This is a genomic window from Agrobacterium genomosp. 13 str. CFBP 6927 (genome assembly GCA_900012615.1).
Lineage (GTDB): Bacteria > Pseudomonadota > Alphaproteobacteria > Rhizobiales > Rhizobiaceae > Agrobacterium.
Map to the genome: position 1 here is coordinate 318,490 of LT009756.1, position 26,278 is coordinate 344,767.

The following is a 26,278-nucleotide window of genomic DNA, read 5'->3' on the forward strand; positions in this document are numbered from 1 at the left end:
GGGTCACAGAGGCGGCGATTAAGCCGACAGACGTGCGCGGCCGCGCGCACGGCGGGCTGCGAGAACCTTGCGGCCGCCAGCGGTAGCCATGCGGGCACGGAAACCATGACGACGCTTGCGAACAAGCTTGGACGGTTGGTAGGTACGCTTCGACATTTATTTAATACCGCGGTGTGCGGCCCTTCTTGAATTTGCAACTATTTGCAAGAGCGTTTCGTTTTTTGCACGGCTAACCCCGCCTGGGCGAGCTTTCAATGGCCGAGCGTGCGCGGCTTATAAGGGCATAGGCCGAGCAAAGTCAATTGCCGAAGGGGTTTTCGCACTTCACCTTTTGCGGAAAACGCGCGGCCATGTTCCCCGCTGACCGGCGATAGATGCTGATTCCCGCGTACAATCGGTAAAATCCGAAATTCTTTCTTAACGCAGCATTGATAAATGTTGTGATGCGAAAAGTTATGCCAGCTTCCCATTTTTTATCGCGCGGCTGGCTTTTGTTGGGGGAACGAAATTGAGAATTCGCGGTCGTATCAATCTTCTTGTTGGGCTGATGAGCCTCGTGGCCTGTACCATTGGCGGGCTGTCTATCTACGCGGTCAGCGAATTCCAGGTGCGCACGGTTGGGTATGAAAAGGCTGCGGAGCGCGCCTATAAAGGCGAGGCGCTCAACCGTCTTGTCACCGCCGTCGTGATGGAAGCGCGCGGTATTTACGCTGCCCCCGATATCGAGAAGGCGGCACCTTTTGCCGATGGCATCGTCAAGAATCTCGACGCCATGGAGAAGCTGATCTCGACGTGGACCCCTCTCGTTCCGGCGGAACAGAAGACGGCCTTCGACAACCTCTCCAGCCGCTTCAAGGAGTTCAAGACCTTCCGTCTGGAAACGGCGCGGCTTGCACGTGAGGTCGGTCCGCAGGCCGCCAACCAGCAGGGCAACAATGAGGCGAACCGGGCCAACCGCAAGGCCTATCAGGCGGAAATCGATGCCGTCGTTAAAAATGACATTGCCGGGCTTGAAGCCGTCAAGGTGGGCATCGACGGGTTTGTGACGACAACGTTCTGGCTGGTCATCATCGTCACGGGCAGCGGCATATTGGCCGGCGCGGCGTTCGGTCTTTACATTGGAGCGCGACAGCTGAGCGCGCCGATCCGCAGGGTTTCGGAAGTGATGAATGCCGTTGCGGACGGAAATCTGGACGTGGACGTGCCTTATCTCGGCCAGAAGGATGAGATCGGCGAAATGGCGGCGGCCGTCGAGGTCTTCAAGAAGAACGGGCGCGAGATGCGCCGCATGAATGCGCAGGAAGCCGCCATGCGCGCCAAGAGCGACGATCTGCAGGCCGGCATGGCCGTTGTCGTCGACGCGGCGGCGGGCGGTGATTTCAGCCGCCGCATCAACAAGGATTACGGCGATGAAAACCTCAATCGTTTCGCCGCGACCATCAATGCCCTGCTCACCGGTGTGGATAACGGCGTTTCCGAGACCAGCCGCGTCATCGAAGGTCTGGCCCGGGGTGATCTGACGGAAAAGATGGATGGCGAGTTCCGCGGCGTGTTCGCCGAACTGCAGGCCAACGTCAACGAGACACTCGCCAAGCTGCGCGAAACGATGCGGGAAGTGCGCAGCAGCACGGAAGGCATCAGCGGCAATGCGAACGAACTGCGCTCGGCGGCCGACGACCTGTCGAAGCGGACAGAACAGCAGGCCGCAGCCCTGGAGGAAACCTCCGCCGCTCTGGACGAAATCACCGCCGTCGTTCGCAATTCGACCGATCGGGCGCAGGAAGCCAGCACCATGGTGGCCGAGACCAAGCAGAAGACGGAGGAATCCGCCAATGTCGTGCGCGATGCCGTCTCCGCCATGGATCGCATCGAGCATGCGTCGCGTGAAATCAGCCAGATCATCAATGTCATTGACGAGATCGCCTTCCAGACCAACCTTCTGGCGTTGAATGCGGGCGTCGAGGCGGCGCGTGCAGGCGAAGCGGGCAAGGGTTTTGCCGTCGTCGCGCAGGAAGTGCGTGAGCTGGCGCAACGCTCGGCAACGGCCGCGAAGGACATCAAGGCGCTGATCACCAAATCCGGCGAGGAAGTCGGCCGGGGCGTATCGCTGGTGCAAAAAACCGGCAGCGCATTGAGTGAGATCGAGACGCGCGTCCTGGCGATCAACGATCACATCCATTCGATTGCTACCGCTGCGCGGGAACAGTCCACCGGACTGCACGAAGTGAACACGGCGATCAACCAGATGGACCAGGTGACGCAGCGCAATGCCGCCATGGTCGAGGAGACATCGGCTGCGACCCACAAGCTGAGCGGCGAGGCGGATCATCTGGTGACGCTGGTGGCACGCTTCAAGGTGGGCGTCGAGGAGGTCCACGCCCGGCCCCGCGCGGAACAGCCGATGCGGCCCGTGGCGGTTTCCGGCAGAACGGCGGCGGTTGCCTCGCCGGCCCGTAAATTGATGAACAGCGTTGGCCGTGCGCTTAATGCCCAGTCGGCCGCTGCGCCGGCGCATGGAGACTGGCAGGAGTTCTGATTGGACCCGGTTTACCCGTTCTCGTCAGATTAGCTCTGTTTCGAACGCCGCCCTCCCGGGCGGCGTTTGTTTTTCCTGCGATGAAAACGTTTGTTTTGCAGCGCATTGGAAAAAAATCAGTTAGGTCCTATTATTATACGTGCATATAAACCGAGCCGTTCAACCAAAGCGGCGGCGCGCATACAGGATCAGGGCCCGGTGTTTTCTAAAGGCGTAGACAGCTTGGACCGCACGGAGGACAATCCGGTGCACTGCATGCCGGGATTGACCGCAGGTCTTTCAGGACGCCTGCTGCTGCTGACGGTCATTTTCGTGATGATCGCCGAGGTGCTGATCTTCGTGCCCTCGGTCGCCAACATGCGCCTTTCCTGGCTGCGCGATCGGCTGAACACGGCAGCCGCTGCCGGTGCGGTGATTGACGGCTTGCAGGCAGAATTGCCGCGAAGCGTGCAGAACGACACACTGATGGCGACCGGGGCGAAGCTCATCGCACTGCGCAAGGACGGCACCTCGCGCCTCCTCGCCGTGGCCGAAACGCCGCCCGGGGTGGATGAGCAATATGATCTTTCCGATGTCTCGCAGCTGGCGGCGGTGCGGGATGCCTTTTCCACATTGCTGTTCGGCGGCAACCGCGTCATCCGGGTTTTCGACGTTGTCGGTGACAGCGACACCATCATCGAACTGGTGCTGGGCGAAAACAAGCTGCGGGCGGCGATGCTTGCCTATGCTCGCAACGTCTTCCTGATTTCCATCGTCCTGTCGCTGATCACTGCCGGTCTGATTTTCGTTTCCATCAACCGCATCATGATACGGCCCATCCGCCGCCTGACGCTCGGCATGCAGCATTTCTCCGAAGACCCCGGCAATCCGGAACGGATTTTCGTCGCCGAGGACGGGACCGATGAACTGGCGGTTGCTGGCCGCCATCTGGCCGACATGCAGACCGAGTTGCAGAAAACGCTCAGGCAACAGAAGAACCTCGTGGATCTTGGCCTCGCCGTTTCAAAGATCAATCATGACATGCGCAACATTCTGTCATCCGCGCAGCTGATGTCGGACCGCCTGGTGGATGCAAAGGACCCGATGGTGAGAAGTTTCGCGCCGAAGCTGCTGCGCACCATCGACCGTGCGGTGGCCTATACGGGCGAAGTTCTGGCCTATGGGCAGGCGACGGAAGGCGCGCCGAAACGCAAGACGGTTCACCTGAGCCTTCTGGTGCGCGATGTGCGCGACATTCTGGCGCTTGAGCCGGAAAGCGGTATCGAATTTCACGACAGTGTGCCCACTGATCTGACGGTTGATGCCGATGCCGAGCAGCTTTTCCGGGTGATCCATAATCTCTGTCGCAACGCCGTTCAGGCCCTGCAATCGGACGCGGCGAATGCGGCGCCCCGGCATCTTTCAATCTCGGCCCAAAGGGCTGGCAGCGTCGTCAGCATCGTCATAGACGACAACGGGCCGGGAATGCCGCGCAAGGCAAAGGAAAACCTGTTCTCCGCTTTCAGGGGCTCGGCCCGTTCCGGTGGCACCGGCCTCGGGCTCGTTATTGCGCGGGAACTGGTGCTTGCCCATGGCGGCACGATCGCGCTTGTTGAAAAGCCCGGCCCAGGAACCCAGTTCCGCATAGAGATCGCCGATCGTGCAGCTTCCGTACATGCGGCCAGAACCGCCTGAGAATCCCGCTCGCGGACGGCCTGATGCAATCACCATATCAGCCTGAAAATGCGTGACACGGGGTCGCTCAAAAACAGCCCTTATGGAATATCTTTTGTAATCAATGGGATAAATGAATTGCTGCGGAAAAATGACAATTTCGAAACGAAATCGCTTGCAATCGGAATGAGGACGTTTTAGAGGATCGCCACGCCACCGGAAACGACCGGAACGGCACGCACCCGTAGCTCAGCTGGATAGAGCACCAGACTACGAATCTGGGGGTCAGGAGTTCGAATCTCTTCGGGTGCGCCATTTCTCTTTCCATAAAAAATCAAATAAAATGCCTTTCGGGCCGCCGTTTATAATGCGGTTCAATGTCGGCATCTCTGTTGCCCTCTCGAAAACCCACAAGGTCGAACAGACTCCGAACGTCGCCAATATGTGCTAAAATCATCCGGTCATTAGCTGGCCTCAGGTGAAAGCCATGTTGGAAACTGACCAGGTATTTGCAGGTTCTATTCCGGAAAACTACGACCGTTACATGGTGCCGTTGATTTTCGAGCCCTTCGCCCGTGATCTGGCGCGGAGAGCGGCGTCATTGATGCCGATCGATGTGCTGGAAATCGCTGCGGGGACCGGGGTTGTCACCCGCGAACTGGCGCCCAGATTGCCGCCCGCCGCACATTATGTCGTAACCGACCTCAATCAGCCGATGCTTGATTTTGCAGCGGCGCGACAGGCGCCTGACAATCGCATTGATTGGCAGCAGGTGGATGCTCAGGCGCTGCCGTTTGAAGACGCGAGTTTCGATCTCGTTTTCTGTCAGTTCGGCGCGATGTTTTTCACCGACCGTCTGACCGCCTATCGCGAAGCAAAGAGGGTGTTGAAGCCCGGTGGACATTATTTATTGAACGTGTGGGACCGTATTGAAGAGAATGACTTCGCGAATGATGTGACGAACGCCCTTGCCGGTCTGTTTCCCGACGATCCGCCACGCTTCATGGCCCGCACTCCGCACGGCTATCACGATACGGCGTTGATCCGTGCCGAGTTGGAGAGTGCCGGCTTTTCCCGCGTGGCGATTGAGACGATAGCGGCGCAAAGCCGTGCATCGTCACCGCGCATTCCCGCCATGGCCTATTGTCAGGGAACCGTTCTTCGCACTGAAATCGAAGCCAGGGCGCCGGGAAAACTGGAAGCGGCGACGGCGTGTGCCGCATCCCGGATTGAAGCGAGGCACGGCAACGGCGAGGTTGCCGCCAAAATTCAGGCCCATGTGATTCTGGCTGTTGCGTGAGACACTTCGCCTGCTGATGCAGCCATGGCCGTCGAACAGGTCTTGAATCCGTATATTCGGGTTACCCCCTCATATTAGTGGATTTTTATGAAGGCCGGTATTGCAGGGCCTGGCGATGAGCCGGGATTATCGGGCTTTCCGGTGTCACCGAACTTTCTGCAAACCTTCGTCATATTGTCATACAATATAAGCATATGCGCTCCAGAAAAGGAGCGCAGAATGACGCCACAATCACTTGAACTTTCGGGTATCGGCAAAGGCTTCGGGGCTGACGATGTTCTGAAAGAGATCGAACTCTCCATCCGTCCCGGTGAATTCCTATCCCTCGTCGGCATGTCGGGCTGCGGCAAGTCCACGCTTCTGCGCATCATTGCAGGGCTGGAAACGCCGGATCGCGGTTCGGTCTCGATCGGTGGTCAGGATGTGACGGAACTCGATCCGAGTGACCGCAATCTGGCGATGGTGTTCCAGTCTTACGCCCTTTATCCGCATATGAACGTGCGCCAGAACATCGCAACGCCGCTCAGGATGCGACGTCTGCCCTTTGCAGCGCGCCTGCCGCTGATCGGGCGGTTTGTGGCCCCGGCCGAAACGCTCAGGCAGATCGATGCCGCCGTCGAACAGGCGGCAGAGACCCTGCAGATCGCGCATCTGCTGGACCGCAAGCCGGCGCAGCTTTCCGGTGGCCAGCGCCAGCGTGTGGCGCTTGCCCGGGCACTGGTGCGCTCGCCCGCCGCCTTTCTGATGGACGAGCCGCTTTCCAATCTCGATGCGAAGCTTCGCGCCCATATGCGTGAGGAACTGGCTGGCCTGCATCGCCGGTTGGGAGCAACCTTCATCTACGTTACCCACGATCAGATCGAGGCCATGACCATGTCCGACCGCATCGCGCTGATGGCGGAAGGCCGCATCGAACAGCTCGGCACGCCGGATGAACTTTACCGAAAGCCAGCGACGCTGACGGTCGCGCGTTTTATCGGCACGCCGTCGATCAATCTGCTGCCGGTCGAAATCGATGCACAGGGCAAGGTCACGGCTTTCGGCCGTGATCTTGGTGTGGATGCTTCTGGCCGCGATGCCGGTCCGGCAACGCTCGGCCTTCGCGCCGAAGACTTGCGTCCGGGTGCCGAAGGTTTCGCGGTGCGGGTGGTGCGCAGCGAAACCCATGGCGCTGACCGTTTTGTCAGCTGCCGCCTTCTGAGCGATGAGACGGTGGCCGTCACCCTTCGCCAGGGCGCGGGAGAGGTGCTGGGCGCTGATGCGGACGGCGTGATGAACCTCGGTTTTGCGCCGGAACGTGCCCATCTTTTCGCCGCCGACGGCCTGCGCCGCAAGACGACGGTGCGTGAACGGGTGCCGGCATGACGGCGGCCGATTTCTCCACGCTCACGCCTGCAAAGGCCCGGCCGCGCCTGTCGAAGGCGGACCGGCGCATGATCTGGCGCGGCCTCATGTTTGCCGCGCCGGCGAGCCTCCTGCTTCTGGCGATCTATATCATTCCCATGCTCGTTCTGGCGGGTTTTTCCGTCACCGATTACCAGCTTGGCGCACTCTCCACCCGCTTCGTCGGCATCGGGAATTTCGTCAAGGCTTTTGAGGATCCGGTTTTTTTGCGCGCACTGGCGAATACGGCCATTTATGCGGCCATCGTCATCCCCTTTGGCGTATTTCTGGCACTCGGCGTAGCCCTGCTCGTTTATAATCGCAAGCGTAGCCGCGCTTTTTGGGAAGTGGCCTATTTCCTTCCCGTCACTGCAACGCTCGTCGCCATGGCAACGGTGTGGCAATTTCTGCTGCACCCTTCGCTTGGGCCGGTGAATGCGGCGATCAAGTGGCTGGGTTTCGAACCCGTCGCATTCCTCTCCAACCCCGTTCTGCTCATTCCCACCATGGCGTTGATGGGTGTCTGGCAGATTCTGGGCTTCAACATGGTGCTGTTCCTCGCGGGCCTTACCGCCATCTCCAAGGATTTGCACGAAGCGGTACGGCTCGATGGCGCGAAAAACCCGATCGACCGGTTCCTGACGGTAACGTGGCCGATGCTTGGGCCAACGACGATGTTCGTTGTGGTCACCACCTCGATCTCGGCTTTCAAGGTGTTCGAGACGGTCGCCGTGCTGACCAAGGGCCGCTCCGGTTCCGAAACACTGCTGTTCGATCTCTATCTTGAGGGTTTCGAATATTCGAACACGGGTTATGCGGCGGCGCTGACCATTATCTTCCTCGCGATCGTGCTGATCCTGTCGATCGGCCAGACGCTGCATATGGACCGGAAGGTGCACTACTGATGGCCGCGCTCCGTAAATATCTCCCGCATCTCGTGCTCGCCCTCGGCGCATTCGTGATGCTCCTGCCGTTCTACTGGATGATACTGACGTCGATCCGCTCGCCAGCAGAAATATTCAACGTCTCCCTGTGGCCGATCCCCGAGAAATTCGATGCGGTCGACAATTATGCCCGGGCGGCCGGGCAGGTGCCGATGGCACGTTTCATGCTGAACGGCGTCATCGTCTGCTTCGGCATCCTCATCGTGCAGGTCCTGACATCGGTTCCCGCGGCCTATGCGCTGGCGAAGCTCAGATTTCCGGGCCGCAAGCTTCTCCTGGGCCTCGTCATCGCCGCACTCTGCGTTCCAATTCAGGCTCTTGCGCTTCCGCTTTTTGTCGGTCTGGCGAAAGCGGAGATGTTGAACACCTACTTCGCGATGATGATGCCGTTCTTCATCTCCGTCTTCGCCATCTTCCTGTTCAACCAGTCCTTCCGCAGTTACCCGGACGAAATCATCGAGGCGGCGCGCATGGATGGTTTCTCGGAAATGGAGATCTGCTGGGGGCTGGTTCTGCGCGGCTCGCTGCCCTCGCTCGCCGCTTTTTCGGTCTTCTCGCTCGTTGCCCACTGGAACGACCTTTATTGGCCGATGATCGTGGTTTCCGACACCAATCTGGCCCCGCCGCCGCTTGGCATGATGTTCTTCGCCGATGTCGAATCCGGTGCGAATTACGGTGCGCTGATGGCGGGCGCCACACTGATTACCGCGCCGATGGTGCTGTGCTTCCTCCTCGCACGGCGGCATTTCATCGCCGGTATTACCATGACCGGCGTCAAGTGACGCCGTTCAGACTTCCTCCTCCCAACCTTTCTGGAGATTGACATGAAACTCAACCGACGCGCCGTGATGGGCGGTCTGGCTCTTGGCATGGCTTTTGCGGGCCTCGCACAGCCGGTTCTCGCCAATGAAATCACGCTCAACGTTCTCTACAACCTGCCGGGCTTCACGAAATTCCATCAGCCGCTGGCCGATGAATTCATGAAGAAGAACCCGGACGTGAAGATCAACTTCCTCGCTCCGGCCGCCGGTTATAATGAAGGCCAGCAGCAGGTTCTGCGCTCCGCCGTAACTGGCAATCTGCCAGACGTATATTTCTCGGGTTACAACCTGACAGCGGAACTCGTTCACACGCTCGCACCGCGCAACCAGATCACCGATCTCGGCCCGTTCATCCAGGCTGAAGGCGGTCAGGCCTTCCTCGACAAGAACTACAGCCCGAAGATGGCCGCCCTCGGCCAGATCGACGGCAAGCAGTACGGCCTGCCGGTCAACGCGTCCTCGCCGATCATCTATATCAACTCCGACCTCGTCACCAAGGCTGGCGGCGACCCGGACAAGATGCCGACGACCTTTGCGGAACTCATTGCTCTCGCAAAGAAGATCAAGGCTCTTGACCCCAAGTTCGCCGGCATGAGCTACGACATCAACGGCTGGCCGGATGACTGGTTGTGGCAGGCGCTCATCGTCGAACAGGGCGGCAAGCTCGTTGACGAGAAGGCCAAGACCGTTGGCTTCGACAACGAGATCGGCCTCAACGCCCTGAAAATGACCCGTCAGTTCGTCACCGAAGGTGGCCAGAACCTGCTCGACTGGGATCAGTCCCGCCAGCAGTTCGGTGCAGGCCTCACCGGCTTCATCTTCTCGACCCCGGCTCACGTTCAGACGATTCAGGGCCTGGTCGGCGACCGCTTCAAGCTGAAGACCGCGACCTTCCCGCTCGACAACAAGGAAAAGGGCGGCGTTCCGACCGGTGGTAACTCTGCCGTTATCCTGACCCAGGAAAAGGCCAAGCAGGACGCTGCCTGGAAGTACCTGAAGTGGATCACCGGTCCGGAAGCCCAGAACACCATCGTTCGCATTACCGGTTACCTGCCGACCAACAAGCTGGCAACCGGCCCGGACTTCCTCGCTCCCTATTATGTCGAGAACCCGAATGTGAAGACCGCTTCGCTTCAGGCTGACCGTTCCCTGCCCTGGGCCGGTTATCCGGGTGGCGATTCCGTCCGCATCTGGCGCACCCAGCGCGACATCATCGGCACCGTCATGCGCGGTGAGGTGACGCCTGAAGCCGGTCTCAAGCAGATCGTCGAGCAGACCAACGCCCTGCTGAAATAAGCAAAACCATCGAAAAGGCTGCGGGGAATCCGTTCCCGCAGCCATTTTGCGCAGAGAGACAGACTATGAAGATCATCCAGATCACCGACACCCATCTCGTACCCCCCGGCATCGCTGTAAACGGCGTCGACCCGGAAAAGCAGCTGCGCGCGACGGTGGCTGATATTGTCGAAAAACACGCCGATGCCGATCTTCTTGTCATGACGGGTGATCTTTGCAACTACGGCGAGCCGGAAGCCTATCAACTACTGCGCGATATTCTTAGGCCCGTCTCAATCCCCGTACGGCTGATGCTCGGCAATCACGACCGCCGACCGGAATTCGTGACGGCTTTTCCGGAACAGCTGCGTGACGACAACGGCTATATCCAGTCCTTTATCGATACCGAATTCGGTCGCCTGCTGTTCCTCGATAGCCATGAGCCCGATGTGATTGGCGGGATGTATGGCGCGGACCGTCTGACATGGCTGGACAGCGCACTTGAAGGCGCTGGCGACCTGCCGGTGACGGTTTTCATTCATCACCCGCCTATGGATTGCGGCATCCGGCATTTCGAAAACATCGGCATGCATGACGACGGCGCGGTCATGCGTCGCCTCGCCGCTCACAAGGCTGGCGTGCGCCACATTGTTTTTGGCCACATTCACGTCCCGATGGCGGGCACCAGCGCGGAAGGCATTGCCTATAGTTCCGGTCAGGCCTGCTCACATCGTTTCATCACCGATATCGAGGTTCTTGATCCGCTGTGGACGGGTGGCAACCCCTGTTACCGCATCATCAGCCTCGGTGCCTTCGGCTTGCGCGCCTATGATGCCGAGGTGGGGCAGGTCGTACTCGGTCAGGCTCCGGTTTGTGAAGGCCCCTGATCCTGGCCGATATCCACGATGAGGCGCAGATGCGCCTCATCGCCCGCAGCAGAATACGGCAGTGTTTTCGCCGACAGGCCTCGACGCTGCAAAAACCCCGCTGCCTGTCGCGCCTATGCGCCACTTGCGGTTTGTTGAGCAGGATTTGATGCGTCAAGGCCATAGTCCCGCTCGCACCCTTGATCTATGTCAGTTTCATCGTTGAAAGTACGCGCCATAGTCACCGGAGAGGTGGCAAGTCTGGTGACGTGCCATCGTGAGTGCAGATCATGGAGAAGTGCATGCTTGAAAAGCGTATCCGCAACGCGTCCCTCTTGAACCGGATCGTCAGCGCCGAAGAGGCCGCCAGCCTCATTCAGGATGGCATGACGGTTGGCATGAGCGGTTTTACGCGGGCAGGCGAAGCGAAGGCGGTGCCGCTGGCCTTGGCCGAACGCGCCAAGACGAACCCCATGAAAATCACCCTGATGACCGGCGCGTCGCTTGGCAACGATCTCGACAAGACCATGGTCGAGGCCGGCATGCTGGCGCGCCGCATGCCGTTCCAGTCCGATCCGGCTTTGCGCAAGGCGATCAATGACGGCCGGGTGATGTTCATCGACCAGCATCTTTCAGAAACGGTCGAGCAATTGCGCGGCGGCCAGATTCACGGGGTGGATATCGCCATCGTCGAAGCGGTGGCGATTACGGCGGATGGTGGCATCGTGCCCACGACATCCGTCGGCAATTCGGCAAGCTTCGCCATTCTGGCCGACAAGGTCATCGTCGAGATCAACCTGTCGCAGCCCGAGGTGCTGGAGGGGCTGCACGACATTTTCATCCCTGCCAAACGCCCCACCCGCATGCCCATTCCGGTGGTGGCAACGGATAGCCGTGTTGGCCTGCCCTTCATTCCGGTGCCGCCGGAGAAAATCGCCGCCATCGTTCTCAGCGACAAGAGCGACAGTTTTTCCACGGTGCTGCCGCCGGATGACGAGACCAAGGCCATTGCCGGCCATCTCACCGAGTTCCTGCTGAACGAGGTGCGTCACGGCCGCATGACCCATGAACTCCAGCCGCTCCAGGCCGGCATCGGCACCATAGCCAATGCCGTGATGCATGGTTTCATCGATACGCCGTTTCACGATCTCAAAATGTATTCGGAGGTCCTGCAGGATTCGACTTTCGAGCTTTTCGACGCAGGCAAGCTGGTTTTCGCCTCCGGTTCGTCGATCACACTCTCCTCGGCCATGAATGAACGGGTCATGCCGCGACTGGCAGATTACAAGAGCAGGCTGATCCTGCGCCCGCAGGAGGTGAGCAACCACCCGGAGGTGATCCGTCGCCTCGGCATCATCGGTATCAATACGGCGCTGGAATTCGATATTTACGGAAACGTCAATTCCACCCATGTCGGTGGAACCCATATGATGAACGGCATCGGTGGCTCGGGAGATTTCGCCCGCAATGCCTATATGTCGATCTTCGTCACCAAATCGATCGCCAAGGGCGGCGCCATTTCCAGCGTCGTGCCGATGGTCAGCCATGTCGATCATACCGAACATGATGTGGATATTCTGGTCACGGAGATCGGGCTTGCCGATCTGCGCGGCCTCGCCCCACGCGAACGCGCAGCGGTCATTATCGCCAATTGTGTGCATCCTGACTACCGTGATGCGCTGACGGATTATTACCAGCGGGCGGTGGCGCGGGGTGGGCACACGCCGCATCTCATCGAAGAGGCGCTCTCCTGGCATAAAGCGCTGCGGGAAAAGGGCACGATGCTGTCGCTGCAATAGGCTTGTGAGGGTTCTCCGACTGCCGGTTCAATCGTCCGGCAATTGGGTCCGTTTGGACACACCGGTTGGGGAAAGTGTCGCCGCTTTGCTTAGCTGCTGGCGCGGCAGTTCCGCCTCCGGTAGAAAATCCTCTCCAACCGGCTGCTATTCGGCTGCTTCTGGGTTGTAGGAGAGTGATGTGATGCCCATTCGCTTCGTGGCCGTAATCGCCATTGTCGCCCTGCTTGCCGGGTGTGGCGGGCGTCCGATCGGTGTCATGACGCCGACCGGGCAGACCGTAGCGGGGACAACGCCGGTCAATCTGCTGGTTGCCACGACGCGTGCGCCATCGGAAAACGCCGCCGTGCTTTTCGGCGGTGAGCGTGGAACGGGCTTGAAGGTCGATGCCGTCACCATTTCCATTCCGCCCAATGCCAACCGTAAGGTCGGGCAGGTGCAATGGCCGAAAAAGCTGCCGCCGAACCCGCTGAAGGATTTCACCACGGTGGCGGTGGAGCCAATTCGCTCCGAAGCCGAAACAAGAAGCTGGATCAGCAAACACATCCAGAAGGACCGCCGCGTGCTGGTTTTCGTGCACGGTTTCAATAATCGTTACGAAGAATCCGTCTATCGCTTCGCCCAGATCGTCCATGATTCCGGCACGGATGTCGTTCCGGTGGTCTTCACCTGGCCGTCGCGGGCGAGCATTTTCGACTATAATTACGACAAGGAAAGCACCAACTACTCCCGTGATGCGCTGGAAGAGATGCTGACACGTCTCGCCAAGGACAAGTCCATCGGCGAGGTCACTGTCATGGCCCACTCCATGGGCACCTGGCTTGCGGTGGAGGCGCTGCGCCAGATGGCCATCCGCAATGGCCGCGTCGACCCGAAGATCAGCAACGTCATTCTGGCCGCGCCCGATCTCGATGTCGACGTGTTCAGCCGGCAATTCACAAGCCTCGGCAAGACGCCGCCGAAATTTACCCTGTTCGTCTCTCAGGATGACCGCGCGCTCAGCCTGTCGCGCCGTATCTCCGGCAATGTTGACCGGCTGGGGCAGATCGACCCATCGGTCGAGCCCTATCGCAGCCAGCTGGAAAAAGCCGGGATTACCGTTCTGGATTTGACCAAGCTGCAATCCGGCGACCGCCTGAACCATGGCAAATTTGCCGAAAGCCCTGAAGTTGTCCGCCTGATCGGTGACCGCCTTATCGCCGGGCAGACGGTGACGGATTCCGATGTCGGTCTGGGTGAGGCGCTGGGTGCCGTCAGCATCGGGGCTGCGCAAACCGTCGGAACGGCGGCGAGCGTCGTGGTCAGCGCGCCGATTGCGGTGTTCGATCCGCGCACGCGTGAAAATTACGGCAGGCAGGTGGAACGGCTCGGCCGCTCCGTGGAAAACACCGTCGGATCGGTGGGCGATACGGCCGGTTCCGTGGTGGACGATCAGGCTGTTCAGTCGTCGAGAGTGAATTGCGAGGCGACCGCCAACCGAAATCGGGCGGAATGCCGTAGCCGCTAAATCGTGATTAAAGGGCGGCTTCGAACTTTCCGCGTTTTCGAAGCCGCACCCTCGCAGATTTGTATACAGCTTGTATTTTTATCTGTATGGTCGGGTCAACAACCCAACTTCCGGAGTAGACCCCCATGCGTTGGAAACGCACCCTCCAGCTTCTCGATGTTCATTGCGAAGGCGAAATCGGCCGTGTCGTCACCGGCGGCGCGCCGAAAATTCCCGGCAACACGGTGGCCGAACAGCTTCACTGGATGAATACCGATCCGCAGGGCGAGGCGCTTCGTCGCTTCCTGACGCTGGAGCCGCGCGGCACGCCGATGGGGTCGGTCAATCTTCTCCTGCCGCCGAAGCACCCGGATGCGCACGCGGCCTTTGTCATTCTCCAGCCGGATCAGGCGCATGCCAGCTCCGGTTCCAATTCCATCTGCGCGACGACGGCGCTTCTGGAAAGCGGCATGGTGGAAATGCAGGAACCGGAAACCGTCATCATCCTCGAAACGGCGGCCGGTCTGGTCAAGGCCACGGCCACCTGCCGCGATGGCCGTTGCGAAAAGGTCAAACTGACCATGGTGCCGTCCTTCGTGCATGAGCTGGATGTCAGTATCGACACGCCCGAATGGGGCAGGGTGACGATGGATATTTCCTATGGTGGCATCTTTTATGCTCTCGTCGATGTCCGCCAGATTGGCCTGACGATCGAAAAGGCCAATGCGGCCAAACTGGTCTCGGCGGGCATGATCCTGAAAGATCTGGTCAACCGAGAAATGACCGTCGTTCATCCAGAAATCCCGGCCATTTCCGGCGTTGCCTATGTCATGTTCCGCGATGTGGATGCGGATGGCTCCATCCGCACCTGCACCACCATGTGGCCGGGCCGGGCGGATCGTTCGCCCTGCGGCACCGGTAATTCCGCCAATCTCGCCACGCTTTATGCGCGCGGCAGGGTGAAGGTGGGAGACGAGTATAAATCCCGCTCGATCATCGGTTCGGAATTCGATGTCGGCCTTTCCGCCGTCACCGAAGTGGCAGGTCGCCCGGCTGTTATTCCCACCATTGCCGGGCGCGGTTTCACCTTCGGCCTGCATCAGGTGGGTCTCGATCCCTTCGATCCTCTGGCCGATGGTTTCGCCATGACGGACGTATGGGGCCCGGAAGCGGGCAACATCTGAGGCATGCTTTAAAAAAATGACATTTACAGCCGCCCGATGGACTTTGGCGGCTGTTTTCCCGCGGCAAAAGATGCTAAGCGGGCGCCAATTCCGTCATGCTCCGAGGTATCCCGATGAAGTCGCTCACCCTGCGCCGCCCTGATGACTGGCACCTGCACCTGCGTGATGGGGCAATGCTGGAAGGGGTGATCGGGGATACGAGCCGCCATTTCGCCCGCGCCATCATCATGCCGAACCTGGTGCCGCCGGTCGTCACCACGGCCGATGCCCGCGCCTATCGCGAACGCATCGTCAAGGCCATTCCCGCGGGTGATCGTTTCGAGCCGCTTATGACCCTCTATCTCACCGAGGACACGCAGGCCGACGATGTGGAAGAGGGCAAAAAAAGCGGTCTCATCACTGCCGTAAAGCTCTACCCGGCCGGTGCGACCACCAACTCCCATGGCGGTGTGCGCGATTTCAACAAGGCCATGCCGGTTCTGGAGCGCATGGCGAAGATCGGCCTGCCGCTTTGCGTGCATGGTGAGGTGACGACGCCGGAAGTCGATATTTTCGACCGCGAGAAGGTGTTCATCGATACGGTTCTGGAGCCTCTGCGCCAGCGCCTGCCGGAACTCAAGGTGACGATGGAGCACATCACCACCCGCGACGGCGTGGACTATATCAAGTCGTCCAAAGCCAACCTCGCCGGTTCGATCACCACCCACCATCTCATCATCAACCGTAACGCCATTCTCGTTGGCGGTATCAAGCCGCATTATTATTGCCTGCCCGTCGCCAAGCGCGAAGAGCACCGGCTGGCGCTGCGGGCTGCGGCGACTTCGGGCGATGCGCGCTTCTTCCTCGGCACGGATTCCGCCCCGCATGTGGATCCGCTGAAGGAATGCGCCTGCGGCTGCGCCGGCATCTATACCTCCATCAACACCATGAGCTGTCTCGCCCACGTCTTCGAGGATGAAAACGCCCTCGACAGGCTGGAAGCCTTCGCATCGCTCAACGGCCCGGCCTGGTATGGTCTTGCGCCGAACGAGGAAACCATCACGCTGGTCAAGCGCGAGGAAGCGGTGGCCTTTCCTGAAAAAATCGAGACGGGTGCCGGGCCCGTTACCGTGTTCGATCCGATGTTCCCGCTCCATTGGGATGTGAGTTGATTTTTTAGTAACCGCCGGCACTGCCGGCGGTTTTGTTATGGTCCCCAGGCATTCGCCCTTCGATGCCGCCTGCGGATGCCTGCAATGCTGAACCGAGACGTTGTGCTTTCCGAAAACCGATCCGGGTTTTCGGAGCGATAAACCAAGGCCGAAAAAGGAGAACGCCTATGAACCATTTCACATTCACTGACCGCGCCGTCGTTGCGGAACTGGTTGCGAAGATGTTGTGGGAAATCAAGGCGGTCCACTTCAATTCCGAAAGCCCCTACACCTTCGCTTCGGGCATGAAGAGCCCGGTTTACATCGACATGCGCAAGCTCATCTCCTTCCCGCGCATCCGCTCGGCGGCGATGGATTTTGCGGCGGCGGCGGTGATGCGCGAGGCCGGTTTCGAGAAGTTCGACTGTGTGGCAGGCGGCGAGACGGCGGGCATTCCCTTCGCCGCTTTCCTTGCCGAGCGCCTTGGCCTGCCGATGATCTATTGCCGCAAGAAGCCGAAAGGCCATGGCCGCAACGCCCAGATCGAAGGCCATATGCCGGAAGGTGCCCGCGTTCTCGTCATCGAGGATCTGACGACGGCCGGTGGCTCGATGTTCACCTTCATCGACGCCATCCGTGCGGCGGGCGGCATCGTGGATCACGGTATCGCGCTCTTCTATTACGGCATCTTCGAAGAGGCCGAAGCGCGCTTCGCCAATGGCAATGTCAAGCTGCATTACCTGACCACTTGGCGCGATGTTCTGGCGGTTGCCCGGGCTGAAAAACTGTTCGACGAAAAGACCCTCTCCGAGGTCGAAGCCTTCCTCGATAACCCGCTGCCATGGTCGGCAAAACGCGGCGGTGTCAGCGAATTGCCGCAATCTTAATTTCGGATGCGGCCAGCCCGGTTTTGCGGCTGGCCTTCCGATCAATCTTCGTCTAAATCGATTTAAGTCCATTTGATTTGCTGTTTTGAGGAGGACCGTAATGATCCTGTGTTGTGGTGAAGCCCTGATCGACATGCTGCCCCGGCAGACGACGCTGGGTGAGGCGGGTTTTGCCCCCTATGCAGGCGGAGCGGTCTTCAACACGGCGATTGCGCTGGGGCGTCTCGGTGTCCCTTCCGCCTTTTTCACGGGTCTTTCCGATGACATGATGGGCGATATCCTGCGGGAAACCCTGCGCGCCAGCAATGTCGACTTCAGCTATTGCGCCACCCTTTCGCGGCCGACCACCATCGCCTTCGTGAAGCTGGTGGATGGCCATGCGACCTATGCCTTCTACGACGAAAACACCGCCGGCCGAATGATTACCGAGGCGGAGCTTCCGGCGCTGGGCGCGGATTGCGAGGCGCTGCATTTCGGCGCGATCAGCCTTATCCCCGAACCCTGCGGCAGCACCTATGAGGCGCTGATGACGCGCGAGCATGAAAGCCGTGTCATCTCGCTCGATCCGAATATCCGCCCTGGCTTCATCAAGGACAAGCAGTCCCACATGGCCCGCATTCGTCGCATGGCGGCCATGTCGGATATCGTGAAATTCTCGGATGAAGACCTTGCCTGGTTCGGGCTGGAAGGCGATGAGGACACGCTTGCCCGCCACTGGTTGCACCATGGTGCGAAACTGGTCGTCGTCACCCGTGGCGCCAAGGGCGCGGTGGGGTATAGCGCCAATCTCAAGGTTGAAGTGGCCTCCGAGCGGGTGGAAGTGGTCGACACTGTCGGCGCGGGTGATACCTTCGATGCCGGCATTCTCGCCTCGCTGAAAATGCAGGGCCTTCTGACCAAGGCGCAGGTTGCCTCGCTGACGGAAGACCAGATCAAGAAGGCTCTGGCGCTGGGCGCGAAAGCGGCCGCTGTCACCGTTTCGCGGGCGGGCGCGAATCCGCCCTTTGCGCATGAAATCGGTTTGTGATGGGCGCGGTTGAACCATTTTGAAAAGGTGGTTCAACACTCTTCCCGGCTTTAGAACCGTAAAAAACCGTTATTTCGATATTATGAAGCTTGTGTCCGCTGTTTTTTCACGAAACAAGCATCGCATGAGCGTTCCCAAGTCCCATCCTTTCGATTTCGACCCGACCTATGGCATGCAGCGCGAGCAGCTGCTGGCCATCACCCCACCCGAAGCGCCGCCGGGCTTCGATGATTTCTGGAAAAAGCGCTATCGCCGCGCGCTCGCCACGGATCCCCGGCCGGTGCTGCGCAAGAGCAGGCTCAGCGATCCCCGCTGGCATTTCCTCGATATGACCTACACTTCCACCGGCGGTTTTCGCATCGGCGGGTGGCTGCTTTTGCCGCGCGAAGGGCAGGTGCGTCGCGGCCTCGTTGTGGGCCATGGTTATGGTGGGCGAGGGGAACCCGATTTCGACGTGCCGGTGGAAGAAACGGCCGTGCTGTTTCCCTGTTTTCGCGGGTTGTCGCTGAGCGCCTGTCCGCCGATCTCGTCCGACCCGGCGCTTCATGTTCTCTATAATATCGACAGGAAAGACGATTACATCATCGGCGGCTGCGTCGACGATCTGTGGGTTGCCGTTTCCACGCTCATCAGCCTTTATCCGTGGCTGGAAGGGCAGGTGGGTTATAGCGGCATCAGTTTCGGCGGCGGCATCGGTGCCCTGGCCATCCCTTTCGACGAGCGTATAGATCGCGGCCATCTTGTCGTGCCAACATTCGGACACCGGCCGTTCTGGCTGACGCTGCCCACCGTCGGCAGCGCGGATGCGGTTCAAACCTATCAGAAGACCCATGCCAACCTGCTTGAGACGCTGCGCCTGTTCGACGCTGCCTGTGCCGCCACCCGCATAAAAGTGCCGATGCTGGTTGCGCCCGCGCTTTTCGATCCGGCGGTGGCGCCGCCCTGCCAGTTCGCGGTGGCCAATGCGCTGCCAAAATCAAAATTTAATGAAATATTCATCCTCGACGCCGGGCATTTCGATTACCCTGACAGCGCATCGCAAGATGCGGTCCATAAGGACAAGGTCAGACGGTTTTTCAAGGTGCCATGAAACGCGAATATCTCCGTTGGTATAGTCAAAGGCTCCATCGCGACATGGAGCTGCTAATATTCGGACATTCCGGCGCCAAGGTGCTGATGTTTCCCACCCGCGACGGGCGCTTCTTCGAATATGAGGAACTTGGTCTTGTCGGCAGTCTGGCCGACAAGCTGGAGGCGGGCCACCTTCAGCTCTATTGCATAGAGGGGCTTGCCAGAGAGACCTTCTATGCGGCCTGGCATCATCCCGCCGATCGTATTCGCCGCCATGCCGCCTTCGAAGACTATATTCTGAACGAAGTGCTACCGTTGATGGCCGAGAAAAACCCGAATAGCGATACGATCGTGCAGGGTTGCAGCCTGGGTGCGTTTCAGGCCGCCAGCCTCGTTTTTCGCCACCCGCATCTTTTTCGCAAGCTCGTCGCCTTTTCCGGCCGTTATGACCTGACGATGAAGGTGGAATCCTTCGGCGATCTGTTCGATGGTTATTACGACGACGATGTCTATTTCCACATGCCGAGCCATTTCCTGCCGGGCCTCGCCTGCCCATGGCGGCTCGATAGCCTGCGCCGCATCGACATGGTCTTCACCATCGGCGATGCCGATCCGTTTTTGGACAACAACCATCATCTGAGCCGGGTTCTGTCGGACAAGCAGGTGGGGCACCAGATGCATGTCTGGGATGGCCGCGCCCACCGGGCGGGCGCATGGCGCAAGATGGCGGCGCTTTATATTTGAGCCACCACAATAAAAAAGCCGGAGGTGTCTCCGGCTTTTTCGATGACGGTCGTAACGTCCCTTAGCCCGCCAGTCCCGACAGCGCCTTCACCAGACCCTGGGTGGAGCTGTCATGGCCGGCCGCACTTTCCTTGCCTTCCACGACGGGAAGCAGGCCTGTCGCCAGTTCCTTGCCAAGCTCCACGCCCCACTGGTCGAAGGAGTTGATGCGGAACAGCACGCCTTCGACGAAAACGCGGTGCTCGTAAAGCGCGATCAGGCGGCCAAGGGCAAACGGCGTCAGCTTGTCGTAGACGAAGGTGATGGAGGGGCGGTTACCGGTGAAGACGCGATGCGGCGCGATGAAATCGGCGAGTTTGTCTTCCATGCCCTTGGAGGTGAGCTGTGCTTTCGCTTCGGCGAGCGTGCGGCCCTTCATCAGCGCTTCCGATTGCGCCAGGCAATTGGCGATGAGAAGCTGGTGCTGGTGGCGCAGTTCGGGCTCGAAACCGTTGGCCGCGATCATGAATTCCGCCGGAATGACGCTCGTGCCCTGGTGGATGAGCTGGTAGAAGGCGTGCTGGCCATTGGTGCCGGGCTCGCCCCAGACGACCGGGCCGGACTGGCCTTCGACGGGCGTGCCGTCGATGGTCACACCCTTGCCGTTCGACTCCATGTCGAGCTGCTGCAGATAAGCCGGGAAACGCGACAGCCGCTGATCATAGGGCAGGATCGCGCGCGTCGGATAATTCAACACGTTGCGGTTATAAAAACCGATGAGGCCGAGCAGCATCGGCAGATTTTCGCGGATCGGCGCTTCGCGGAAGTGCCTGTCCATGGCATGCGCACCATCCAGGAACTTGCCGAAATTATCCGGCCCGATGGCGATCATCAGCGGCAGGCCGATGGCCGACCAGATCGAATAACGTCCGCCCACCCAGTCCCAGAAACCGAAGATGCGGTCGCTTTCGATGCCGAAGGCGGCAACCTTTTCCAGCGCGGTGGAAACGGCGGCGAAATGGTGCTTGACGGCGCCTTCACCCAGCTTTTCGGCGATGAAGCGGCGCGCGGTGGCGGCATTCGTCATGGTTTCGATGGTGGTGAAGGTCTTCGACGCGACGATGAACAGCGAGGTTTCCGGGTCGACAAGCTTCAGCGTGTCGGCGATATGGGCGCCATCGATGTTCGAGACGAAATGCGCGCGCGGGCCGTCATGGAAAGGCGCGAGCGCCAGCGTCGCCATGACAGGACCGAGATCGGAACCGCCAATGCCGATATTGATGACGTCGGTAATCTTCTTGCCGGTCGCACCCTTCAGCGAACCGGAACGGATCGCATTGGCAAACTTGCCCATGGCGGTGAGAACGGCGTTCACGTCAGGCATCACGTCCTTGCCATCGACGAGAACGGGCGTGTTGGAACGGTTGCGCAGCGCGGTGTGCAGCACGGCGCGGTCCTCGGTGAAGTTGATGGCCTTGCCGGAGAACATCTCCTCGCGCTTGGCTTCGACGCCGCCCTCGCGGGCCAGCGTCTCGAGGAGCGTCACGATTTCCTCATTCACCGCGCATTTGGAATAGTCCATCAGCAGGTCATCGAATTTCGCGCTGAAACGGCTGAATCGTTGGTCGTCGGCCGCAAACGCGGCGCGAAGATCGGTTGCGGCTGTGCTGCTCGCCGTTGCTTTCAGTTTTTCGATGGTGGCCTGCATCTTGTGCTCCTCGGCTTCCGTGGAAGGATGAGGAAACTATTCTTTTTCAGGCGGCCAAATCAAGGCGACTTTGATAAAAGAAAAGGGCCGCGATAAAAGAAAAGAGCCGGTTTCCCGGCTCTCGTAAGTGGCTTCGAAGCGCTCAGTTCAGATTGCGCAATTCGCGTCGCAAAATCTTGCCGACATTGGATTTCGGCAATTCGGTACGGAACTCGATGATTTTCGGCCGCTTGTAATTTGTCAGGTTCTTGGCGCAGAAGGCCTTGAGTTCCGCTTCCGTCAGCGACTGGTCCTTCTTGACGACGAAAAGCTTGACGGTTTCGCCCGAATGTTCGTCGGGAACGCCGATGGCGGCGCATTCCAGCACGCCCGGGTGGCTGGCGGCCACTTCCTCGACCTCGTTCGGATAGACGTTGAAACCGGAAACGAGGATCATATCCTTCTTGCGGTCGACGATCTTGGTATAACCGCGATCGTCCATGAACCCCATGTCGCCGGAGCGGAAGAAGCCGTCTGCCGTCATGGCTTTGGCGGTTTCATCCGGCCTCTGCCAGTAGCCGGCCATGACCTGCGGTCCGCGAATGCAGATCTCGCCGACTTCACCGGTGGGCAGGCTGTTGCCCTCTTCGTCGCGAATGTCGATTTCCGTCGAGGAGATCGGCAAGCCGATGGTGCCGCTGAATTCCTTGGCGTCGAGGCGGTTGACGGTGGCGACGGGCGAGGTTTCGGAAAGACCGTAACCTTCCGCAATCGGGCAACCGACCATGGAGAGCCAGCGTTCGGCCACCGGCCTTTGCACCGCCATGCCGCCGCCAAGCACGAGGATCAGCGAGGACAGGTCGAGCTTGCGGAAATCCTCATTGTTCATCAGCGCATTGAACAGCGTGTTGATGCCCGGGAAAATATGCGGCCGATAATGCGACAGTTCCTTGACGAAGCCCGGTATATCGCGCGGATTGGCGATCAGCAGATTGTGGCCGCCCAGTGCAATACCCATCAGCGAATTCACCGTCAGCGCGAAGATATGGCAGAGCGGCAGCGCGCAGATGAAATTGAGAACCTCCGGGCGGTCCTTGCGGCCGCTGAAGGCGGCGTCCAGCCAGAGGCTGATCTGCGCCTTGTTGGCCAGCAGATTGGCATGGGTAAGGATTGCGCCTTTGGAAATGCCCGTCGTTCCGCCGGTATATTGCAGGAAAGCGATATCCTGGGCGTTAAGGCTGGCGGGCTTCAGGGGAAGCTCCTGCCCTTCCTTCAGCACGGCCTTGAAACTGATGGAGCCGGGGATGGCATAGGCAGGCACGAGCTTCTTCACCTTGCGCACCACAAGGTTGACGATATGCCCCTTGAGGCCGAGCAGATCGCCCATAGCCGCAACAACCACGTGCCGGACGGCGGTTTTCGGCACCGCCTGCTGCGCCACATGTGCGAAGTTCTCCAGCACGAAAAGCGCCTTTGCGCCGGAATCTTTCAGCTGGTGTTCCAGTTCGCGCGGCGTATAGAGCGGATTGACGTTTACCACGATCATGCCGGCCCGCAGGATTCCATAAACTGCAACCGGATTTTGCAGGATATTCGGCATCATCACGGCAACCCGGTCGCCTTTTTCCAGCCCTCTGGATTGCAGCCAGGCGGCAATGGCGCGGGTTTCGATATCCAGTTCCCGATAGGTCAGCGACTTTCCCATGCTGGAAAAAGCTTTGCGATCGGCAAATTGCACGCAGCTCTTTTCGAGAAGTTCGACAAGGGAGGAATAGGCGGATGCGGGGATCTCGGCAGGCACCCCCTGCGGATAGGATGACAGCCAGCGTTTCTGGACGCTGACATTTTCCGGTTGTCCCAGGGACAATTCACTCATGCTTCTCCTCCCAGAGTCTTCTGTGCGCCGCGCGTTCGACGGAACGCATTAAAGGCGCTTTAGCCTGTCTGATTGTCACGAGGCTCCCGCATTTTCCGGTGTAATGACCGGATGGAGGGAACCGCTATGCGTCACCGGATCGACCGCTCCTCCTGCTCCCCGGTAACGAATGATAAACGCGTAATCCCGTGACGTCCATCGTATTGGCAAAGCCTATTTAACTCTAACGTAAACGTCAATATTGCTGCCCAACATCTCGCGGCCTCGTGAAGGAAAACCGTATTTTGCCCGGCTTTTTGACTTTAATCCTGATTTGAGCGATCAACATAATTCGTAGAGCAGGGCAGGATTTGAAATGGCAGGCAGCGCAGCGCTTGAACTGAAATCGGTGGGCAAAAGATTCGGTGATACGGACGTCTTGTCCGATATCGATCTGTCCGTTGAAAGCGGCGAAATTATTTGTCTGGTGGGACGGTCCGGCTGTGGAAAATCGACCTTGCTGCGTATCGTCGCGGGCGTGGAGACGCCGGACCATGGCAGTGTTTCCCTGAATGGTGCTCCGGTTGCCGGTTCGGGTGTTTTCGTTGAACCGGAAAAGCGCAATATCGGCTTTGTCTTTCAGGACTACGCACTTTTCCCGCATCTGACCGTCGAACAGAATGTGATGTTTGGTCTGAGGTCGCTGCCAAAGGCGGAAGCCCGTCGTCGCGCCGGGGAAATGATCGAACATGTTCACCTGCAGGAGCTTGCAAAGCGCTATCCGCATACGCTTTCGGGCGGTGAGCAGCAGCGTGTGGCACTTGCCCGCGCCCTTGCGCCCCAACCCGGCCTTTTGTTGATGGACGAGCCCTTTTCCAATCTGGACCGGGGGTTGCGAGACAATGTGCGCGAGGAAACGCTTGGGCTTCTGCGGGAACTGGGAACGACGGCGATCATGGTCACCCATGATCCGGAAGAGGCGCTTTCGGCAGGCGACCGTGTGGTGCTGATGCAGCGCGGGCGCATCGTGCAGAGCGGCACGGGCTATGAAATCCACGATAATCCCAAAACCCGCTACGCCGCCGATTTTTTCTGCGCCTTCAACAAGATCGAAGGGCATGTCAGGCAAGGCCGCGTTGAAACGCCGCTCGGGCCTCTGGGTGATGCATCCGATCTGCCGGACGGTCTTGCCGCCGTCGCCTATGTGCGCCCCAATGCGATTTCGATTATCGGGGACAGCACTGCGAATGAGGGGATTGCGGGTGAAATATCCAGTCGCGTTTTTCTCGGTGAGATCGAGCAGCTTGCAATAACCGTGCCCGGCTTGCCGGCAGATCTGCGCGTCAGAACGATGCAGCGCATGCCGGCCAAGGCCAAGGCGGTGCGTTTCGGTATCGATCCCAAGGGTGTTTTGATATTTACTTGAGGTTGAATGAGTGGATTTGCATGTTTATTTGCGCTCCATTTTCAACTCTTGGTGATCAAATCGCGCCTGAATAGGGCTAAATAAAACTTGATTTGCGGCATCAGGTATGATGTTTGCTCCCTCTATACTGCCGCCATCGGAGAGGGAGACGAAACATGATCAAATTTGCCAAACTTACCCTGCTTGCCAGCACCGTTGCTTTCGCAGCCGGTTCGCTCAGCGCTGCGGAACTCAACATCTACACCACCAGAGAGCCGGGCCTGATCCAGCCGTTGCTGGAATCCTTCACCGCCTCGAGCGGCGTCAAGGTCAATACCGTGTTTCTGAAGGACGGCCTTGCCGAGCGCGTTCTGAGCGAAGGCGCAAGCTCGCCTGCCGACGTTCTGATGACCGTGGATGCCGGCAATCTTGTCGATCTCGCCGAAAAGGGTGTTACCCAGGCGGTCGAATCCGAAACTCTCAGCAAGGCTATCCCGGCTGAACTGCGTGACGCCAAGGGCCATTGGTTCGCGCTCTCCATGCGCGCCCGCGTTCTTTATGCGGCAAAGGATGTCGATCTCGCCTCCTTCAACTATGAAGACCTGGCGGATGCAAAGTGGAAGGGCAAGGTCTGCATTCGCGCTGGCCAGCACCCCTATAATACGGCCCTCTTTGCCGACTACATCGCCCACTACGGCGCTGCCGACACCGAGAAGTGGCTTGCCGGCGTCAAGGAAAACCTGGCCCGCAAGGCAGGCGGCGGCGACCGTGACGTAGCCAAGGACATTCTCGGCGGCATTTGCGATATCGGCATTGCCAACTCCTATTACGTCGGCCTGATGCGCTCGGGCAAGGGCGGCGAGGAGCAGGTGAAGTGGGGCGACGCCATCAAGGTGGTTCTGCCGACCTTCAAGAATGGCGGCACGCAGGTCAATATCAGCGGCGCGGCCGTGGCCAAGAATGCTCCGAACAAGGCGGAAGCCGTCAAGCTTCTCGAATATCTCGTCTCGGACGAAGCCCAGAAGATCTATGCCGAAGCCAATTACGAATATCCGGTCAAGCAGGGTGCGGCTCTCAACGAGATTGTCGCCTCCTTCGGCGACCTGAAGATCGACAACAAGTCGCTGACGGAAATCGTATCGCATCGCAAGCAGGCGAGCGAGCTGGTCGACAAGGTCGGTTTCGACAAGTAAAGGCCCATGAGAGCATAGGACCGAAAATCGTACGCGGTTTCCGGTCCAATGCTTAA

General features: G+C 59.3%; 21 protein-coding genes and 1 tRNA gene. 19 read left to right on the forward strand and 3 right to left on the reverse strand.

Features of this window, described 5'->3' with window-relative positions:
- Positions 1-18: 18 nt before the first annotated feature.
- Positions 19-156 carry a 50S ribosomal protein L34 gene (gene rpmH / locus AGR13A_RS01600; protein WP_003493611.1) on the reverse strand — a complete coding sequence of 46 codons (138 nt, stop codon included), beginning with the start codon at positions 154-156 and terminating at the stop codon, positions 19-21.
- 352 nt (positions 157-508) lie between these two features.
- On the opposite strand from rpmH, the gene AGR13A_RS01610 reads away from it, so the two are divergent.
- From AGR13A_RS01610 to AGR13A_RS01695, 17 genes are all read left to right on the forward strand, one after another.
- Complete coding sequence (locus AGR13A_RS01610; protein WP_080833296.1) at positions 509-2,536, forward strand: methyl-accepting chemotaxis protein; 2,028 nt, start codon at positions 509-511, stop codon at positions 2,534-2,536.
- Between the two features lie 255 nt (positions 2,537-2,791).
- Positions 2,792-4,210 (forward strand): sensor histidine kinase, encoded by a 1,419-nt coding sequence (locus AGR13A_RS01615; RefSeq protein ID WP_167377371.1) that lies wholly within the window; start codon positions 2,792-2,794, stop codon positions 4,208-4,210.
- A 217-nt stretch (positions 4,211-4,427) separates the two neighbouring features.
- A tRNA-Arg gene (locus AGR13A_RS01625) sits at positions 4,428-4,504 on the forward strand.
- Between the two features lie 172 nt (positions 4,505-4,676).
- Positions 4,677-5,489, forward strand: a complete 813-nt coding sequence (locus AGR13A_RS01630; RefSeq protein ID WP_080833299.1) for a class I SAM-dependent methyltransferase — start codon at positions 4,677-4,679, stop codon at positions 5,487-5,489.
- A gap of 219 nt (positions 5,490-5,708) precedes the next feature.
- On the forward strand, positions 5,709-6,854 hold the full coding sequence (locus AGR13A_RS01635) for an ABC transporter ATP-binding protein (protein ID WP_167377372.1): 1,146 nt from the start codon (positions 5,709-5,711) through the stop codon (positions 6,852-6,854).
- Entirely contained in the window at positions 6,851-7,777 is a 927-nt protein-coding gene (locus tag AGR13A_RS01640) for a carbohydrate ABC transporter permease (RefSeq protein WP_080833301.1), read from the forward strand. The genes AGR13A_RS01635 and AGR13A_RS01640 overlap by 4 nt, the downstream gene beginning before the upstream one ends.
- On the forward strand, positions 7,777-8,598 hold the full coding sequence (locus AGR13A_RS01645; protein ID WP_080833303.1) for a carbohydrate ABC transporter permease: 822 nt from the start codon (positions 7,777-7,779) through the stop codon (positions 8,596-8,598). Before AGR13A_RS01640 ends, AGR13A_RS01645 begins: the two co-directional genes overlap by 1 nt.
- A 42-nt stretch (positions 8,599-8,640) precedes the next feature.
- Positions 8,641-9,933 (forward strand): ABC transporter substrate-binding protein, encoded by a 1,293-nt coding sequence (locus AGR13A_RS01650; protein WP_003503651.1) that lies wholly within the window; start codon positions 8,641-8,643, stop codon positions 9,931-9,933.
- A gap of 65 nt (positions 9,934-9,998) precedes the next feature.
- Positions 9,999-10,799 (forward strand): phosphodiesterase, encoded by an 801-nt coding sequence (locus AGR13A_RS01655; RefSeq protein WP_080833305.1) that lies wholly within the window; start codon positions 9,999-10,001, stop codon positions 10,797-10,799.
- Between the two features lie 281 nt (positions 10,800-11,080).
- Positions 11,081-12,577, forward strand: a complete 1,497-nt coding sequence (locus AGR13A_RS01660) for an acetyl-CoA hydrolase/transferase family protein (RefSeq protein WP_035219141.1) — start codon at positions 11,081-11,083, stop codon at positions 12,575-12,577.
- 181 nt (positions 12,578-12,758) lie between these two features.
- Positions 12,759-14,081 (forward strand): alpha/beta hydrolase, encoded by a 1,323-nt coding sequence (locus AGR13A_RS01665; RefSeq protein ID WP_035219138.1) that lies wholly within the window; start codon positions 12,759-12,761, stop codon positions 14,079-14,081.
- 125 nt (positions 14,082-14,206) lie between these two features.
- Positions 14,207-15,244, forward strand: coding sequence for a 4-hydroxyproline epimerase (locus AGR13A_RS01670; protein WP_080833307.1), 1,038 nt, complete (start codon positions 14,207-14,209; stop codon positions 15,242-15,244).
- A 113-nt stretch (positions 15,245-15,357) separates the two neighbouring features.
- Positions 15,358-16,395, forward strand: coding sequence for a dihydroorotase (pyrC, locus tag AGR13A_RS01675; RefSeq protein ID WP_080836422.1), 1,038 nt, complete (start codon positions 15,358-15,360; stop codon positions 16,393-16,395).
- A 167-nt stretch (positions 16,396-16,562) separates the two neighbouring features.
- On the forward strand, positions 16,563-17,261 hold the full coding sequence (locus AGR13A_RS01680) for an orotate phosphoribosyltransferase (protein WP_003520012.1): 699 nt from the start codon (positions 16,563-16,565) through the stop codon (positions 17,259-17,261).
- A 100-nt stretch (positions 17,262-17,361) separates the two neighbouring features.
- Positions 17,362-18,288, forward strand: coding sequence for a carbohydrate kinase family protein (locus AGR13A_RS01685; RefSeq protein ID WP_080833309.1), 927 nt, complete (start codon positions 17,362-17,364; stop codon positions 18,286-18,288).
- A 124-nt stretch (positions 18,289-18,412) separates the two neighbouring features.
- Positions 18,413-19,378, forward strand: a complete 966-nt coding sequence (locus AGR13A_RS01690; RefSeq protein ID WP_080836425.1) for an acetylxylan esterase — start codon at positions 18,413-18,415, stop codon at positions 19,376-19,378.
- Positions 19,375-20,103, forward strand: coding sequence for an esterase family protein (locus AGR13A_RS01695; RefSeq protein ID WP_080833311.1), 729 nt, complete (start codon positions 19,375-19,377; stop codon positions 20,101-20,103). Before AGR13A_RS01690 ends, AGR13A_RS01695 begins: the two co-directional genes overlap by 4 nt.
- Before the next feature lie 61 nt (positions 20,104-20,164).
- Here the strand turns inward: AGR13A_RS01695 and pgi are convergent, their stop codons facing one another.
- Both pgi and AGR13A_RS01705 read right to left on the reverse strand, forming a co-directional pair.
- A complete protein-coding gene (gene pgi, locus AGR13A_RS01700; protein WP_080833313.1) occupies positions 20,165-21,790 on the reverse strand; it encodes a glucose-6-phosphate isomerase in 1,626 nt (541 codons plus the stop codon).
- 142 nt (positions 21,791-21,932) lie between these two features.
- Positions 21,933-23,645 (reverse strand): long-chain fatty acid--CoA ligase, encoded by a 1,713-nt coding sequence (locus tag AGR13A_RS01705; RefSeq protein ID WP_035219129.1) that lies wholly within the window; start codon positions 23,643-23,645, stop codon positions 21,933-21,935.
- A gap of 355 nt (positions 23,646-24,000) precedes the next feature.
- Here AGR13A_RS01705 and AGR13A_RS01710 point away from each other — a divergent pair, with 355 nt between their 5' ends.
- Together AGR13A_RS01710 and AGR13A_RS01715 are read left to right on the forward strand one after the other, a co-directional pair.
- The gene (locus AGR13A_RS01710) at positions 24,001-25,050 is read left to right on the forward strand and encodes an ABC transporter ATP-binding protein (protein ID WP_080833315.1); all 1,050 of its coding nucleotides are present in this window, start codon (positions 24,001-24,003) and stop codon (positions 25,048-25,050) included.
- Between the two features lie 155 nt (positions 25,051-25,205).
- Positions 25,206-26,222: an extracellular solute-binding protein gene (locus AGR13A_RS01715; RefSeq protein ID WP_035219125.1), complete on the forward strand. Its 1,017-nt coding sequence runs from the start codon at positions 25,206-25,208 to the stop codon at positions 26,220-26,222.
- Positions 26,223-26,278 lie beyond the last annotated feature (56 nt).